Source organism: Serratia sp. M24T3 (assembly GCF_000257645.1).
GTDB lineage: Bacteria > Pseudomonadota > Gammaproteobacteria > Enterobacterales > Enterobacteriaceae > Rouxiella.
The window spans coordinates 1-14,343 of the sequence record NZ_AJHJ01000049.1 but is presented as its reverse complement, the minus strand read 5'-3'; the positions used below and the strand labels follow the sequence as shown (position 1 = coordinate 14,343).

Sequence of the window (14,343 nt, the reverse complement as noted above, 5' to 3'; positions counted from 1 at the left end):
GACTCGGCTCGCTTGCCGCCTTCCTGCAATTTGAAATCTATTGGATAAAGGATTTGCTAAATATCAGCCGATCAAAGCCTTCTTCCCAAATGCTGATCCCAGTCCTTCCAGACGGGTTGTAAACCTGCCTGCGTGAGCGCTTTGGCGACCTGTGCTGGTGGTCGATTGTCGTGTGGTTCGAACTGTTCCAACTCGGGTTTATCATCTTCGGCATAACCGCCGGGCTGAGTTTTTGAACCCGCACTGACCGTGGTGATCGCTACCGGAATGACGTGATCGCGAAAATATGGAGACTCGCGGGTTGATAGCGAAAGCTCGACGTCAGGCGCAAACATTCTGAAGGCGCAAATCAGCTGCACCAACTGTTTCTCATCCAGAATAGATGCCGGTTCTATCCCGCCAGCGCAAGGGCGTAAACGCGGGAACGCCACGGAATAGCGACTCTGCCAGTATGTTTGCTGTAAATAGAATAGGTGTTCGGCCACCATGTAGCTGTCAGTTCGCCAGTTATTCGATAAACCAAACAGCGCTCCAAGACCGATTTTATCAATGCCCGCTCGGCCCAGCCGGTCAGGTGTTTCCAATCGCCAGAAAAAATCCTGTTTTTGACCGCGCAGATGATGCAAAGCGTAAGTCGGCGCATGATAGGTTTCCTGATAAACCAGCACCCCGTCGAGGCCGAGATCTTTCAGTTCGGCGTACTCGTGCTGTTCCAGCGGCTGAACCTCAATCATCAGAGAACTGAAATGACTGCGGATCGCCGGAAAATGACGACGGAAATAATCCATCCCCACTTTGCTCTTGTGCTCGCCGGTTACCAGCAGCAAATGTTTGAAACCCAACGCATTGAGCGCCAGACACTCTTTCTCGATCTCAATTTCATCCAACGTTTTGCGTTTAATTTTATTGCTCATCGAGAAGCCGCAATAAGTGCATTCGTTGGCGCAGAGATTGGAAAGATACAGCGGAGCAAAGAAACTTACAGTGTTACCGAAACGTTGACGGGTAAGCTGCCGGGCTTTTTGCGCCATCGGTTCAAGGTAGGCCGCGGCTGCCGGTGAGATAAGCGCCATAAAATCTTCACGACTGACGCGCGGGCTATTCAAAGCTCGTTCAACATCGACTGCCGTTTTACTGTTGATGCGCAGCGAAATGTCGTCCCAGTCCAGCGTCTGCCAGTGATCCTGAAAACCGCTTCCCTGATAATCTTTCATCATCAGACATTCTCCAGAAACTGGGTTAGCGGACTGGAAGCACTGGCATGGTTTGATTTACTGCCGAGGCCACTGATTTTCGCCAGCTGTCCGGCTTCAACGGCCAATTTAAACGCCGTGGCCATTGTTACCGGATCGTGCGCGACGGCAATTGCGGTATTCACCAATACTGCATCGGCGCCGAGTTCAATTGCTTCCGCTGCCTGGCTTGGTGCGCCAATTCCTGCATCGACAACCACTGGTACCTTGGCCTGTTCAATAATAATGCGCAGGAACTCACGGGTTTGCAGGCCTTGATTAGAACCGATCGGCGATCCTAGCGGCATTACTGCGGCGCAACCGACTTCTTCCAGGCGTTTGCACAGCACGGGATCGGCGCTGCAATACGGCAGCACGATAAATCCCTGCTTCACCAGCGCTTCGGCAGCTTTCAGTGTTTCCACCGCATCGGGCAGTAGGTAGCGTAAATCCGGATGGATCTCGAGCTTGATCCAGTGAGTTCCCAGTGCTTCGCGGGCCAATTGGGCGGCAAAAATCGCCTCCTCGGCCGTTTTTGCTCCCGAGGTGTTAGGCAGCAGGCGCACTCCCAAAGATTGCAACGGGTTAAGAATATCGTCACCGCCGCGTTTCAGGTCGACGCGCTTCATCGCCATGGTCACCAACTGACTGCCAGAGGCGATAATCGCCTGCTGCATTAATGCAGAGCTGGCGAACTTACCCGTTCCGGTGAACAGGCGTGAGGTAAAGGTAGTATCGGCAATTTTTAGCATGATTTATCCCCCGGCAATAGCTTGAAAAACAACAACGTTGTCTCCGTCATTCAGCCTATGCTCCGCCCAGTGCGGGCGAGGAACAATGACTTGATTAACGGCAAGCGCACTGCCAGATAGCGGTTGTTCGAGAAAGGTCAGCAGTGAATCCACCGTCAGCGGCGTGTCAAAATGATAGTCTGCGTCGTTAACGGTAATTTTCATTTGAGTGCCCCACAGACCGGGCAACCCACCGATCTCGTCAGTTGCAGAGTCCGCCAGCTTTGCTGTTTGCCGTCGAACAGTCTCAGTTTTCCGCTCAGCGGGCTGGTGGCACCGGCCAGCATCTTGATTGCCTCCAGCGCCTGCAATGTGCCGATCACCCCAACCACCGGACCTAATACTCCGGCGGTGCGGCAGTTGCGGGTGGGGGTTTCCAGGTCAGGATACAGGCAGCGATAGCAGCCGTGAACATAGGGCGCTTCAATCACCCACAGCTGGCCGCTGAAGCCAACCGCGCTGCCGCTGATCAGCGGCTTTCCTGCCTCGACGCAGGCTTTGTTGACCGCGTGTCGGGTTGACATATTGTCACTGCAGTCCAATACCAAGTCGGCTCGAGAAACGATTGCCTCAAGGTTGTCTTGATTCAGACGTTCGGTAAACACTTCGGTCTGACATAGCGGATTCAATTTCTCCAACTCGCGCTGGGCAGTTTTTGCCTTGTGGCTGTCGATATCCGCCGTGCGATACAGAATTTGTCGCTGCAAATTGGAGACGTGCAGCGTGTCGTCATCGGCTAAAAACAGCGTGCCAACCCCTGCCGCCGCCAGATAAAGCGCAGCCGGAGAGCCTAGGCCACCAAGTCCGACGATCAACACCTTCGCTGCGCGGATTTTCTCTTGACCTTCCATGCCGACATCTTCCAGCAAAAGCTGTCGGCTATAGCGCATAAATTCATTATCGTTGAGCATGGTTATCGTCCCGGTAAGGGCAAAGCTCGATTAATTGCTGCGTCGCTGCACGCCAGTCTGCTGCCTTGGTGATCGCGCTGACCACCGCCACGCTGCCAACACCGCATTCCATTACAGGCTGCACGCGCTCAAGGCTGATCCCGCCGATCGCAACAGTCGGGAATCTGCCGTTCAGTTGTTTGATGTGATGCGCCAACTCTGCCAGCCCCTGCGGTGCAGAGGGCATATCTTTGGTTTGTGTGGGAAATACGTGACCCAAGGCAATGTAGGAAGGATGCACACTGATGGCGCGTTCCAACTCGGCTTCATCGTGGGTAGAAACGCCCAAACGCAGACCGGCCTGATGAATCGCCAGCAAATCGGTAGTATCCAGATCTTCCTGTCCAAGATGAATACCGTAGGCCTGATGTTTCACCGCCAGACGCCAGTAATCATTGATAAATAGTCGCGCCTCATACTGGCGACCCAGTTTTATAGCTTCGATAATTGCCGGTTCAACCTCGGCGTCGGGCAGGTCTTTAATTCTGAGTTGCAGCGTTTTTACACCGGCTTCAAGCAATCGACGGACCCACTCGACACTGTCGACTACTGGATACAGGCCGAGGTAGTAAGGCACTGCCGGAAACGGGGTAGACGGGATATTCATTTACCCACTCCTTCTTCAATTTTGTCGGCCGGATGATAAAGCTCGCTGCCGCGCTGGCGAAACTCTGCCGACATCTGCAACATGCCGGTTTCAACGATGTGGATCGGAATAGCTTGGGCTTCAAGCGCCGCGGCATATTCGCGAACTTCCTGAGTAATTTTCATTGAGCAGAATTTTGGCCCACACATCGAACAGAAGTGTGCGACTTTTCCAGACTCTTGCGGCAGAGTTTCATCGTGATAGGCACGAGCGGTGGCCGGATCCAGTGCCAGATTAAACTGATCTTCCCAACGGAATTCGAAACGCGCTTTCGACATGGCGTTATCGCGGATCTGTGCGCCCGGATGGCCTTTTGCCAGATCCGCAGCGTGCGCGGCGATCTTGTAGGTAATCAAACCTTCTTTAACGTCTTCTTTGTTCGGCAAACCAAGATGCTCTTTCGGCGTCACATAGCACAGCATCGCGCAGCCAAACCAGCCGATCATCGCGGCGCCAATTCCTGAGGTAAAGTGATCGTAGCCTGGAGCAATATCAGTGGTTAGCGGCCCGAGGGTATAAAACGGCGCTTCATGACATTTATCCAGTTCTTCAGTCATGTTGCGGCGGAGCATCTGCATCGGCACATGTCCAGGACCTTCAATCATCACCTGCACGTCGTATTCCCAGGCAATTTTAGTCAGCTCGCCCAGCGTTTTCAGCTCGGCAAACTGCGCTTCGTCATTAGCATCTTGAATCGAACCCGGACGCAGACCATCGCCGAGTGAAAGCGAAACGTCGTAGGCCGCACAGATTTCACAAATTTCACGGAAATGGCGATAGAGGAAGCTTTCCTGATGATGCGACAGGCACCATTTCGCCATGATCGAACCGCCACGTGACACGATACCCGTAAGCCGTTTGGCAGTCATCGGCACGTAGCGCAGCAATACGCCCGCGTGGATGGTGAAGTAATCGACACCTTGCTCGGCCTGTTCCAGCAGCGTATCGCGGAACATTTCCCAGTTAAGATCTTCTGCCACGCCGTTGACTTTTTCCAGCGCCTGATAGATTGGCACGGTGCCGATAGGAACCGGACTGTTACGCATGATCCATTCACGGGTTTCATGGATGTAGCGGCCAGTTGACAGATCCATCACCGTGTCCGCACCCCAACGAGTTGACCACACCAGTTTTTCAACTTCTTCTTCAATGGAAGAGGTGACCGCCGAATTGCCGATGTTGGCGTTGATTTTTACCAGGAAGTTTCGGCCAATGATCATCGGCTCAGATTCTGGGTGGTTGATATTGGCAGGAATGATTGCGCGGCCGGCGGCGACTTCATCACGCACAAACTCGGGGGTGATATTTTGTGGCAGATTGGCGCCAAAACTTTCGCCCGGATGCTGTTGCAGCAGCACTTCACCGCGAATGCGCTCACGACCCATATTTTCACGCAGGGCGATATATTCCATTTCCGGCGTGACAATACCCTGGCGCGCATAGTGCAGCTGGGTCACGCATTTGCCGGCTTTAGCTTTGCGCGGACGGGGCAAGTGCTCGAAACGCAGATGATCCAGACCTTCGTCAGCCATGCGCTGCTGGGTAAAGCCAGAGCTGACCTGTGGCAACTGTTCAGTGTCCTGGCGCGCTTCGATCCAGCGGGCACGTACTTTATCCAAGCCACGGTGCACGTCTATCTTTGATTCGGGATCGCCGTATGGGCCGGCGGTGTCATAAACCGGGATCGCTTCGTTATCTTCAAACTTCGGATCATCTTTAGTGCCGCCGATCATTGTCGGGCTAAGCTGGATCTCGCGCATTGGCACCAGAATGTCATCGTGGCTGCCTTGCAGATAAATTCGTTTGGAGTTAGGGAAGGCGACGCCCTGTAAGCTGTCGATAAAAGCCTGTGCTTCGGCACGTTGCTGACGACGATTACTGGTTTTTTTTACCGGGACATTCTGAGTATCAGGGGTGTTCGACATAGCAAATTCCTCGTTTTTGGCGATAGGGAAAATTGCTTGTCAGGAGATTTACAGCGGGAGTAAAGCGATGTGTCAGGACCTTGCGGCGCAGCAGTTTTTAACAACTACGGAGACGAACGGCCAAACGCAAATAAGTTACTCTTGTTCCCTTCGCGGGTACTAACCCGATCAGGTTCCGCGGATCCCGAATTAACGGTCTCAGCCTGGCAAATTTCCTTTTGGGAAGTCTGCGCTAGGCACTCCGACAAGAATTGGCCTGCGATTTCCAGGCCGTTTAAGAAGCCCCAATATACGAGGCTAATTATAAAACACAACCCTTTGCAGGGTTTTAGAACAAAACTGTTAAGCCGGTCGTACTATTGCCTCATCGTTTGCAACGGGTGGCAATGGCGCGATTTTAGTATCCAGAGCTAACGTAATGAGCTGATCTTCAAGCTCAAAACGGGCATCGAGTGCTTCTCCGATATCTGAGAGCGCATAGTTGAATTCGTAGATGTTCTCATCGTCGAGATCGGTTTCTGTATAACTGTCATGGAAAGCCATGATAGTTTCCGTATTGGCATCGAGCGCGGGAAAAATCCTTGCTGCCAGTAACGAAATTGCTGCTTGGGGGCCGTCGGATTCTTCAACTATCCTGTGATAAAGGTGAAAATGTCCTGCAGACAGGTAGTCAACCAGGTTATGGCAGAAGTTATCCAGGGCTTTCTCGTTGAGCGGTGTATGTTTTTCTTTATTAGGTTTCAGGCCAACGAGAGTGCAGTAAGAAACCAGGAGTTCCTTGCGCGCCTGCAGCCATTGATCGATCAACTCGTGGTTACCACCGACGCGTTGGGTCAATCTTTCAAGACGATTTAACATGGTTGAGTCCCTGTGAATAACGATAAATAGCCAATACGTTGAAAATTACTTATGTAACTTTTGTGTCCCAGACTTCTCAGTGTAGTCGAGGTTTGCAATAAAAAATGGAAATCCAAATAACAGATCAACACAGCGGCTGGTGGGTAATCAGTCTTGACGGCAAGCTGTGGTTGCCAGAGGGATCCTTGCCAAAAGGATCGGCCAGGCACTTTTCTTTTGTTGGCGATACAGGGCGACAGATCGGCGAGTGGCAGGGAGAACCGGTGTGGTTGATCCGCAAAAGCATGAAGGATCAAATGCTTTCTGCACGACAGCTGCTGGATCAGGATCGCGGATTGTTCCAGCTGGTAGGCCGTGGCGTTCAGCTCTCTGAATTCTATCGATCTCACAAGTTTTGCGGCTATTGCGGCCATGAAATGCACGTCAGTAAAACCGAATGGGCGGCGCTTTGTGGAAATTGTAAAGAGCGCTATTACCCGCAGATTGCACCGTGCATGATTGTGGCTATCCGCCGCGGCAACGAGATCCTGTTAGCTCAACATGTTCGCCATCGCGGTGGTGTGCACACGGTTTTGGCCGGTTTCGCCGAGGTAGGCGAAACTCTGGAAGAAACTGTCGTTCGTGAAGTAATGGAAGAGAGCAATATTCGGGTTAAAAATATCCGTTACGTCAGCTCACAGCCTTGGCCGTTCCCAAATTCTTTGATGATGGCATTTATGGCCGATTACGACAGCGGCGAAATACGTCATGATCCCAAGGAGCTGCTCAATGCCGGTTGGTATCGTTACGATGCTTTGCCGTTGCTGCCGGCCATTGGCACTATTGCCCGTCGCCTGATTGAAGATACCGTGGTTCTCTGCCGCGCAGAGGAAGAATCTTAGGCCCGACGTGCTACAATGTTCGCCTTATTTTTAGGCGCCTGGCTCGTGCTCAGCTAAGTCAGGCTGCCCATCCGGGTCCGCCATACCCCAAAAGATCAGCAAAATATTAAAGGATCTTGTCAAGAATGAATGAGTTAAAAAACGATCGCTACCTGCGCGCACTGTTACGTCAGCCCGTAGATATTACCCCGGTATGGATGATGCGCCAGGCTGGCCGCTATTTGCCAGAATACAAAGCGACACGTGCAGAGGCAGGCGATTTTATGTCGCTTTGCAAAAATGCCGAGCTGGCCTGTGAAGTCACTCTGCAACCTTTGCGCCGTTATCCTCTGGATGCCGCGATCCTGTTCTCAGATATTCTGACCATTCCTGACGCCATGGGTCTGGGGCTTTATTTCGAAGCGGGAGAGGGTCCACGTTTCTCATCGCCGCTGACTTGCTACGCCGACGTTGCCAAATTGCCAATTCCCGATCCGGAAGATGAGCTGGGCTACGTGATGAACGCCGTGCGAACTATCCGTAAGAATCTTAAAGGCGAAGTGCCGCTGATTGGTTTCTCAGGCAGCCCCTGGACGCTGGCAACCTACATGATTGAAGGCGGCAGCAGCAAAGCTTTCACTAAAATCAAAAAGATGATGTATGCCGAGCCTGCCACGCTGCACCTGTTGCTCGACAAACTGGCCGACAGCGTAATTCTCTATCTCAACGCACAAATCAAGGCTGGTGCGCAGTCGGTGATGGTGTTTGACTCTTGGGGCGGCGTGTTGACTGGCCGCGATTACCTTGAGTTCTCCCTGAATTACATGCACAAGATTGTCGACGGCCTGATCCGTGAAAATGACGGACGCCGCGTGCCGGTTACGCTGTTCACCAAAGGCGGCGGACAGTGGCTGGAAGCGATTGCGGCGACCGGCTGTGATGCGCTGGGTCTCGACTGGACCACCGACATCGGCGAAGCCCGTCGTCGCGTGGGTGATAAAGTTGCGCTGCAAGGTAACATGGACCCGTCTATGCTCTATGCATCCCCAGCGCGTATCGAACAAGAAGTCGATACTATTTTGTCCAGCTACGGGCACGGCAATGGTCATGTCTTCAATCTGGGTCACGGCATTCATCAGGACGTTCCGCCTGAAAACGCCGGTGCTTTCGTTGAAGCAGTACACAGCTTGTCGCGCCAGTACCACCCGTCCTAAGAAAGGATTCTGCATGATCGATACCGGCGCAATGCGCGAAGAGCAGTTGATTAAGGCCCAGCAGATCGTGCTGGAAGACTCGCCTTCGCCACTGTGTCCGGTTTTTATCGCGGGAGCTGATATTGGCTTTGAACAGGGTGGCGAAATTACCCGCGCGGCGATTGCCGTGCTGCGCTACCCCTCGATGGAGCTGGTGGAATACCAGATAGCCCGCATCCCTACGCAAATCCCCTATATTCCCGGTTTTCTTTCCTTTCGCGAATGCCCTGCGTTAATCGAAGCCTGGCAGATGCTGCAACATCGTCCCGATTTGCTGATGGTCGACGGACAGGGCATTGCTCACCCTCGCAGGCTTGGCGTAGCCAGTCATTTTGGCCTGATGATTGATGTGCCGACCATCGGTATCGCCAAAAGTCGCCTTTGTGGTCATTTTCTGCCGCTGGGCGATGCCGTAGGTTCCACGCAGGCCTTGTGGGACAAGGATGAACAGCTTGGATGGGTGTGGCGCAGCAAGCTTCGTTGCAATCCGCTGTTTATTTCTCCGGGCAATGGTATCAGTGTCGCCTCATCGTTATATTGGGTTAAACAATGCAGCCGTGGATATCGTCTACCCGAGCCCACTCGCTGGGCTGACGCGGTAGCTTCAAATCGGCCCGCATTTCAGCGCTGGCAACGCCTGAGCGGCCAGCTTTAAGAATCCAGGCGTAGGAGGCTGTCATATTTTCAGGTAAACTCCCGCCCAGAAAAGTTAATGAGAAAATACCATGTTACGTAACCCGATTCATTTACGTCTGGAAAAGCTGGAAACCTGGCAACATTTGACGTTTATGGCCAGCCTTTGCGAACGTATGTACCCAAATTATCAGATGTTTTGCATTCAGTCAGGATTCGGCGAACCCCAGATTTATCGCAAAATTCTCGATCTGGTGTGGGAAACACTTGTAATAAAAGATGCAAAGGTTAACTTTGACTCCCAGTTAGAAAAGCTGGAGGAGGCAATCCCTTCTTCAGACGACTACGATATTTACGGCGTGTATCCGGCGATTGATGCCTGCATTGCCCTGGGTGAGCTGCTTCACTCGCGTTTAAGCGGGGAAACACTGGCCCACGCAATCGCTATTAGTGAAACATCAATTCGTACCGTTGCCATGCTTGAGATGACTCAGGCTGGCAAAGAAATGACCGATGAAGAGCTGAAAGTGATACCGGCGGTTGAAGAAGAATGGGACATCCAATGGGAGATTTTCCGCCTGTTGGCTGACTGTGAAGAACGTGACCTCGAATTGATAAAAGGGTTACGTTCTGACCTACGTGAAGCCGCTGTGAGTAACATTGGGATAAATTTAACGCAATAAGGCAAGAAAACGTGATTTAACGCCTTATTTAGCGTATCTCAAGGCTTCACATCCGTACCCTGTCTGGTCTACATTTGGGGTGCGTAATAAAAAGTGGCTATCGGTGCGTGTATGCAGGAGGGTGCTGTCAATCGGCATATCCGTCGCACTCGATGCTTTGCAAACGATAAACACACTGTAAAGGATAACTTATGAACAAGACTCAACTGATTGATGTAATTGCTGACAAAGCTGATCTTTCTAAAACACAAGCTAAACTGGCTCTTGAATCTACTCTGTCTGCAATTACCGAGTCTCTGAAAGAAGGTGAAGCAGTACAATTAGTTGGTTTCGGGACTTTTAAAGTCAATCAACGTAACGAGCGCACTGGCCGTAACCCGCAGACAGGCAAAGAAATCAAAATCGCTGCTGCTACCGTTCCAGCGTTCGTTTCAGGCAAAGCTTTGAAAGAAGCTGTTAAGTAATTGCTTGCAGTGAAAAGAATAAACGAGGGGCCAGGCTGGTCCCTTTCGTTTATCACCACCGGACTGATGGCTGCGGTTATGGCCTTCAGTCTGGTCGGATGCAGTTCTCATAAAGATTCACCTCTCTTTAGCGCCAGCGGCTATGTCGCAGATCAAGGCATTTACCGCCTGTGGCGAGAAGACGACGATCAACACCGCCCACAAACCATTATCAACGTTTATAGCCCCTACTACGGTAAAGATACCGTCATCACGCGCTATGAATACACTGATGGCAATCTGCACCTGATTAAAGAAAGTCACGCGGCGACCAAAGAGTTGGGCGTGACGCTGCGTTTCGATCAGGAAGGCAATGTCAGCTTTATGCAGCGCCAGTTAGAAGATTCCCGCGAGAAGCTTTCGGCGGATGACATTGAGCGTTACAAGTATCAAGCCGATAAAGTGCTTAATCTCAGTAAAACTTTACGCGCCGGAAATGTGCAGTTAGTACAGGGCCGCTGGCGGCAGGGTGTGATCACGACTTGTGCCGGAGAACCAGTAACGGTAAGCCTGAATGTTAAATCGCAAGTCTGGCTGGCGAAACGTGCTGCAAGTGCTGATGACAAGCTGGGTCTGGCCTGGCTGACGGCACCTGAAGGAAACGAATTACTGCTGGTGGCCAACGAAGATTTTTGTACCTGGGAACCTCAGGCAGGCAAGCTTAATTAATCTTTGGCGATCGGCATAAAGCAAAAAGCAAAAAGCCCGCACATATTTGCGGGCTTTTTCTATTATGCAGACTGAGCTATTTCGCAGACTGAGGTGGAGTTACTTACCCTGCTCGCGGGCGATAGCGCGATAACCGATATCTTTACGGCAGAAGCTGCCTTCCCATTTGATGTCCTGCGCCAGTTGATAGGCACGCTGCTGGGCGGCTTCCACTGATTTACCCAGCGCGGTTACGCAGAGCACGCGGCCTCCGTTGGTAACGACCAGCTCATCCTGTAAACGCGTTCCGGCATGGAATACTTTACCATCCGCTACTTCTTCCAGCGGCAGGCCGTGGATCACTTTTCCATTGGCGTAATCACCAGGATAACCACCGGCAGCCAGCACCACACCCAGAGCAGGGCGCGGATCCCATTCGGAAGTCACTTTGTCCAGACGACCTTCCGCACCGGCAAGGCATAGCTCAACCAAGTCAGAGCGCAGACGCAGCATGATAGGCTGAGTTTCCGGGTCGCCGAAACGGCAGTTAAATTCAATGACTTTTGGCTGGCCATCGGCAGAAATCATCAGACCAGCATACAGGAAGCCAGTATAAACGTTGCCTTCTGCCGCCATGCCGCGCACCGTTGGCCAAATAACCTGGTCCATTACGCGCTTGTGGATCTCGTCGGTCACTACCGGAGCTGGAGAGTAAGCGCCCATGCCGCCAGTATTAGGACCAGTATCTGCATCGCCAACGCGTTTGTGGTCTTGGCTGGTTGCCATCGGTACCACGTTTTCGCCATCGACCATCACGATAAAGCTCGCCTCTTCGCCATCGAGGAACTCTTCAATGACGATGCGATGTCCCGCATCACCAAAAGCGTTGCCTGCCAGCATGTCGTGAACCGCGGCTTCGGCCTCTTCCAGCGTCATCGCCACGATTACGCCTTTACCGGCTGCAAGACCATCGGCCTTGATAACAATTGGCGCACCTTTGCTACGCAGGTAAGCCAGCGCAGGCTCGATTTCGGTAAAGTTCTGGTAGTCGGCGCTTGGGATCGCGTGACGAGCCAGGAAATCTTTGGTGAAAGCTTTAGAACCTTCAAGCTGGGCAGCGGCCTGAGTGGGGCCGAAGATTTTCAGTCCGGCAGCGCGGAAGGCATCAACCACGCCGATTACCAGCGGAGCTTCAGGTCCGACAATCGTCAGGCCGATATCATTTTGCCGGGCAAACGCCAGCAGGCCAGCCACGTCGGTTGCGGCGATATCAACGTTTTGCAGCATCGGCTCCAGCGCGGTGCCTGCATTACCCGGGGCGACGAAGATTTTGTCTGCCAGGGGAGACTGCGATGCTTTCCAGCCCAGAGCGTGCTCACGTCCGCCATTACCGATAATTAAAATGTTCATTCGATGACTCCGAATAGGCGGGCGCTCAAGGCACCCGCGAGGAAATAGAGATTAATGACGGAAGTGACGCATGTCGGTGAACACCATTGCGATACCGTGTTCGTTGGCCGCAGCAATCACTTCATTATCACGCATTGAGCCACCCGGTTGAATAACACAGGTGATGCCAACCGCGGCTGCTGCATCGATACCGTCGCGAAACGGGAAGAAGGCATCAGAAGCCATTACAGAACCTGCCACTTCCAGACCCTCGTCGGCGGCTTTGATACCAGCAATTTTGGCAGAGTAAACGCGGCTCATCTGGCCAGCACCGATGCCGATAGTCATTTTATCGCGCGCGTAAACGATGGCGTTGGATTTAACGAACTTGGCAACTTTCCAGCAGAACAGAGCATCAGTCAGCTCTTGTTCTGTCGGCTGGCGAGTCGTCACTACGCGCAGATCAGCAGTTTCTACCATACCCAGGTCGCGATCCTGAACCAGCAGGCCACCATTCACGCGTTTGAAATCCAGGGCTTTCTGGCGATCTTGCCATTCACCACAGGTTAACACGCGGACATTTTGTTTGGTTGCGGTCAGTGCCAGTGCTTCATCACTCACGGAAGGGGCGATAATGACTTCAACAAACTGACGGCTGATGATGGCTTTAGCAGTGGTTGCATCCAATTCACGGTTGAATGCAATGATGCCGCCGAACGCAGAAGTCGGGTCAGTCTTGTAGGCACGCTCGTAGGCTTCGAGAATGTTTGAACCAACAGCAACACCACAAGGGTTGGCGTGCTTGACGATTACACAGGCCGGTTCAGCAAACTCTTTAACGCATTCAAGCGCCGCGTCGGTATCGGCAATGTTGTTATAGGAAAGCGCTTTGCCTTGCAGCTGTCGGGAAGTCGCAACAGAAGCTTCAGAAACGTTCTCTTCTATATAGAAGGCCGCTTGCTGGTGGCTGTTTTCGCCGTAACGCATATCTTGCTTCTTGATGTAGCTCATGTTCAGAGTGCGCGGGAACTGGCCAGAGGCTGATTCAGTGTCACCGTGATATGCCGGAACCATGGTACCGAAGTAGTTAGCGATCATGCCGTCGTAGGCTGCGGTATGTTCAAAGGCTTTAATCGCCAGATTGAAACGGGTGGCCAGCAGCAGGGAGCCGTCGTTGGCGTCCATCTCTTCAATAATAGCGCTGTAGTCGCTGCTCTTGACGACAATAGCAACGTCGTTGTGGTTCTTGGCTGCCGAGCGAACCATCGTAGGACCGCCGATATCGATATTCTCAACCGCGTCTTCCAGCGAACAGTCCGGGCGAGAAACGGTAGCAGCGAACGGATAAAGGTTCACAACCACCATATCGATAGGTGCGATGCCGTGCTGGCCCATGATTTCGTCATCTTTACCGCGACGACCCAGGATGCCACCGTGCACTTTTGGGTGCAGAGTCTTAACGCGTCCATCCATCATTTCCGGGAAACCGGTGTAGTCAGAGACTTCTGTCACTGGCAAACCCGCATCGGCAAGCAGGCGGGCGGTGCCGCCAGTGGAAAGCAAATCCACTCCACGTTGCGAGAGGGCTTGGGCGAATTCTACGATACCGGCTTTGTCAGAAACACTGAGCAGCGCGCGGCGGATTGGACGACGTTGTTGCATGGCGGTTATATCCCTTGGCTTTGGAGTCGCAATAGAGAGCGTTACGTGAATTCAATTCTCGTTTCTTTCTATATATAGAAGAAAAAACGGCGGATTGGATTCAGATAAGGTTCCATAGATGCGGTAAGCATCATTATTGCAGATAGTATCGGTTAATTCAGACGCGCGATATTGTAGCGAAAACGATTGCGCGATGCGCGTCAATTTTGAGTTTCAATACACATTGTGGATAACTTTGTGTGTAAATCGGTATAACCCCCCCCTTTTGCTGTGTATTGCAGCAAACGGTATTTTTTATTGAAATTAGGGG

The 14,343-nt window shown here is 52.3% G+C and carries 15 protein-coding genes and 1 riboswitch; of the genes, 6 read left to right on the top strand and 9 right to left on the bottom strand.

Features of this window, described 5'->3' with window-relative positions; all coding sequences use genetic code 11:
* Positions 1-71 precede the first annotated feature (71 nt).
* The 7 genes from thiH to SPM24T3_RS22445 form a co-directional block, all read right to left on the bottom strand.
* Entirely contained in the window at positions 72-1,214 is a 1,143-nt protein-coding gene (thiH, locus tag SPM24T3_RS22475; RefSeq protein ID WP_009639137.1) for a 2-iminoacetate synthase ThiH, read from the bottom strand.
* A 2-nt stretch (positions 1,215-1,216) separates the two neighbouring features.
* Entirely contained in the window at positions 1,217-1,984 is a 768-nt protein-coding gene (locus tag SPM24T3_RS22470) for a thiazole synthase (protein ID WP_009639136.1), read from the bottom strand.
* A gap of 3 nt (positions 1,985-1,987) precedes the next feature.
* On the bottom strand, positions 1,988-2,188 hold the full coding sequence (gene thiS, locus SPM24T3_RS22465) for a sulfur carrier protein ThiS (RefSeq protein WP_009639135.1): 201 nt from the start codon (positions 2,186-2,188) through the stop codon (positions 1,988-1,990).
* Positions 2,185-2,934, bottom strand: coding sequence for a HesA/MoeB/ThiF family protein (locus SPM24T3_RS22460; RefSeq protein ID WP_009639134.1), 750 nt, complete (start codon positions 2,932-2,934; stop codon positions 2,185-2,187). The genes thiS and SPM24T3_RS22460 overlap by 4 nt, the downstream gene beginning before the upstream one ends.
* Positions 2,921-3,580: a thiamine phosphate synthase gene (thiE, locus tag SPM24T3_RS22455; protein ID WP_009639133.1), complete on the bottom strand. Its 660-nt coding sequence runs from the start codon at positions 3,578-3,580 to the stop codon at positions 2,921-2,923. The genes SPM24T3_RS22460 and thiE overlap by 14 nt, the downstream gene beginning before the upstream one ends.
* Complete coding sequence (gene thiC / locus SPM24T3_RS22450) at positions 3,577-5,544, bottom strand: phosphomethylpyrimidine synthase ThiC (protein WP_009639132.1); 1,968 nt, start codon at positions 5,542-5,544, stop codon at positions 3,577-3,579. Before thiC ends, thiE begins: the two co-directional genes overlap by 4 nt.
* Before the next feature lie 128 nt (positions 5,545-5,672).
* Positions 5,673-5,798: riboswitch (TPP riboswitch) on the bottom strand.
* Positions 5,799-5,886: 88 nt separating this feature from the next.
* Entirely contained in the window at positions 5,887-6,402 is a 516-nt protein-coding gene (locus SPM24T3_RS22445) for an Rsd/AlgQ family anti-sigma factor (RefSeq protein WP_009639131.1), read from the bottom strand.
* A gap of 104 nt (positions 6,403-6,506) precedes the next feature.
* Between SPM24T3_RS22445 and nudC the strand changes: the two genes are divergently transcribed.
* The 6 genes from nudC to SPM24T3_RS22415 all read left to right on the top strand — a co-directional run bounded on the left by nudC (position 6,507) and on the right by SPM24T3_RS22415 (position 11,003).
* Entirely contained in the window at positions 6,507-7,283 is a 777-nt protein-coding gene (nudC, locus tag SPM24T3_RS22440) for an NAD(+) diphosphatase (protein ID WP_009639130.1), read from the top strand.
* A 125-nt stretch (positions 7,284-7,408) separates the two neighbouring features.
* Positions 7,409-8,476 (top strand): uroporphyrinogen decarboxylase, encoded by a 1,068-nt coding sequence (gene hemE / locus SPM24T3_RS22435; RefSeq protein ID WP_009639129.1) that lies wholly within the window; start codon positions 7,409-7,411, stop codon positions 8,474-8,476.
* A 13-nt stretch (positions 8,477-8,489) separates the two neighbouring features.
* Positions 8,490-9,170, top strand: coding sequence for a deoxyribonuclease V (nfi, locus tag SPM24T3_RS22430; RefSeq protein ID WP_009639128.1), 681 nt, complete (start codon positions 8,490-8,492; stop codon positions 9,168-9,170).
* A gap of 70 nt (positions 9,171-9,240) precedes the next feature.
* Complete coding sequence (locus tag SPM24T3_RS22425; protein WP_009639127.1) at positions 9,241-9,831, top strand: YjaG family protein; 591 nt, start codon at positions 9,241-9,243, stop codon at positions 9,829-9,831.
* A 191-nt stretch (positions 9,832-10,022) separates the two neighbouring features.
* Entirely contained in the window at positions 10,023-10,295 is a 273-nt protein-coding gene (gene hupA, locus SPM24T3_RS22420; protein WP_009639126.1) for a nucleoid-associated protein HU-alpha, read from the top strand.
* Positions 10,296-10,361: 66 nt separating this feature from the next.
* Positions 10,362-11,003 (top strand): DUF1481 domain-containing protein, encoded by a 642-nt coding sequence (locus SPM24T3_RS22415; protein ID WP_192807975.1) that lies wholly within the window; start codon positions 10,362-10,364, stop codon positions 11,001-11,003.
* A 99-nt stretch (positions 11,004-11,102) separates the two neighbouring features.
* Here the strand turns inward: SPM24T3_RS22415 and purD are convergent, their stop codons facing one another.
* Both purD and purH read right to left on the bottom strand, forming a co-directional pair.
* Positions 11,103-12,392: a phosphoribosylamine--glycine ligase gene (gene purD, locus SPM24T3_RS22410; RefSeq protein WP_009639124.1), complete on the bottom strand. Its 1,290-nt coding sequence runs from the start codon at positions 12,390-12,392 to the stop codon at positions 11,103-11,105.
* Positions 12,393-12,443: 51 nt separating this feature from the next.
* Entirely contained in the window at positions 12,444-14,033 is a 1,590-nt protein-coding gene (gene purH / locus SPM24T3_RS22405; RefSeq protein WP_009639123.1) for a bifunctional phosphoribosylaminoimidazolecarboxamide formyltransferase/IMP cyclohydrolase, read from the bottom strand.
* Between the last annotated feature and the right edge of the window lie 310 nt (positions 14,034-14,343).

What these genes read in the sequence shown, in the direction of transcription:
- thiH (WP_009639137.1), bottom strand. Translation starts at nt 1,214, where the DNA reads ATGAAAGATTATCAGGGAAGCGGTTTTCAGGATCACTGGCAGACGCTG.
- SPM24T3_RS22470 (WP_009639136.1), bottom strand. Translation starts at nt 1,984, where the DNA reads ATGCTAAAAATTGCCGATACTACCTTTACCTCACGCCTGTTCACCGGA.
- thiS (WP_009639135.1), bottom strand. Translation starts at nt 2,188, where the DNA reads ATGAAAATTACCGTTAACGACGCAGACTATCATTTTGACACGCCGCTG.
- SPM24T3_RS22460 (WP_009639134.1), bottom strand. Translation starts at nt 2,934, where the DNA reads ATGCTCAACGATAATGAATTTATGCGCTATAGCCGACAGCTTTTGCTG.
- thiE (WP_009639133.1), bottom strand. Translation starts at nt 3,580, where the DNA reads ATGAATATCCCGTCTACCCCGTTTCCGGCAGTGCCTTACTACCTCGGC.
- thiC (WP_009639132.1), bottom strand. Translation starts at nt 5,544, where the DNA reads ATGTCGAACACCCCTGATACTCAGAATGTCCCGGTAAAAAAAACCAGT.
- SPM24T3_RS22445 (WP_009639131.1), bottom strand. Translation starts at nt 6,402, where the DNA reads ATGTTAAATCGTCTTGAAAGATTGACCCAACGCGTCGGTGGTAACCAC.
- nudC (WP_009639130.1), top strand. Translation starts at nt 6,507, where the DNA reads ATGGAAATCCAAATAACAGATCAACACAGCGGCTGGTGGGTAATCAGT.
- hemE (WP_009639129.1), top strand. Translation starts at nt 7,409, where the DNA reads ATGAATGAGTTAAAAAACGATCGCTACCTGCGCGCACTGTTACGTCAG.
- nfi (WP_009639128.1), top strand. Translation starts at nt 8,490, where the DNA reads ATGATCGATACCGGCGCAATGCGCGAAGAGCAGTTGATTAAGGCCCAG.
- SPM24T3_RS22425 (WP_009639127.1), top strand. Translation starts at nt 9,241, where the DNA reads ATGTTACGTAACCCGATTCATTTACGTCTGGAAAAGCTGGAAACCTGG.
- hupA (WP_009639126.1), top strand. Translation starts at nt 10,023, where the DNA reads ATGAACAAGACTCAACTGATTGATGTAATTGCTGACAAAGCTGATCTT.
- SPM24T3_RS22415 (WP_192807975.1), top strand. Translation starts at nt 10,362, where the DNA reads ATGGCTGCGGTTATGGCCTTCAGTCTGGTCGGATGCAGTTCTCATAAA.
- purD (WP_009639124.1), bottom strand. Translation starts at nt 12,392, where the DNA reads ATGAACATTTTAATTATCGGTAATGGCGGACGTGAGCACGCTCTGGGC.
- purH (WP_009639123.1), bottom strand. Translation starts at nt 14,033, where the DNA reads ATGCAACAACGTCGTCCAATCCGCCGCGCGCTGCTCAGTGTTTCTGAC.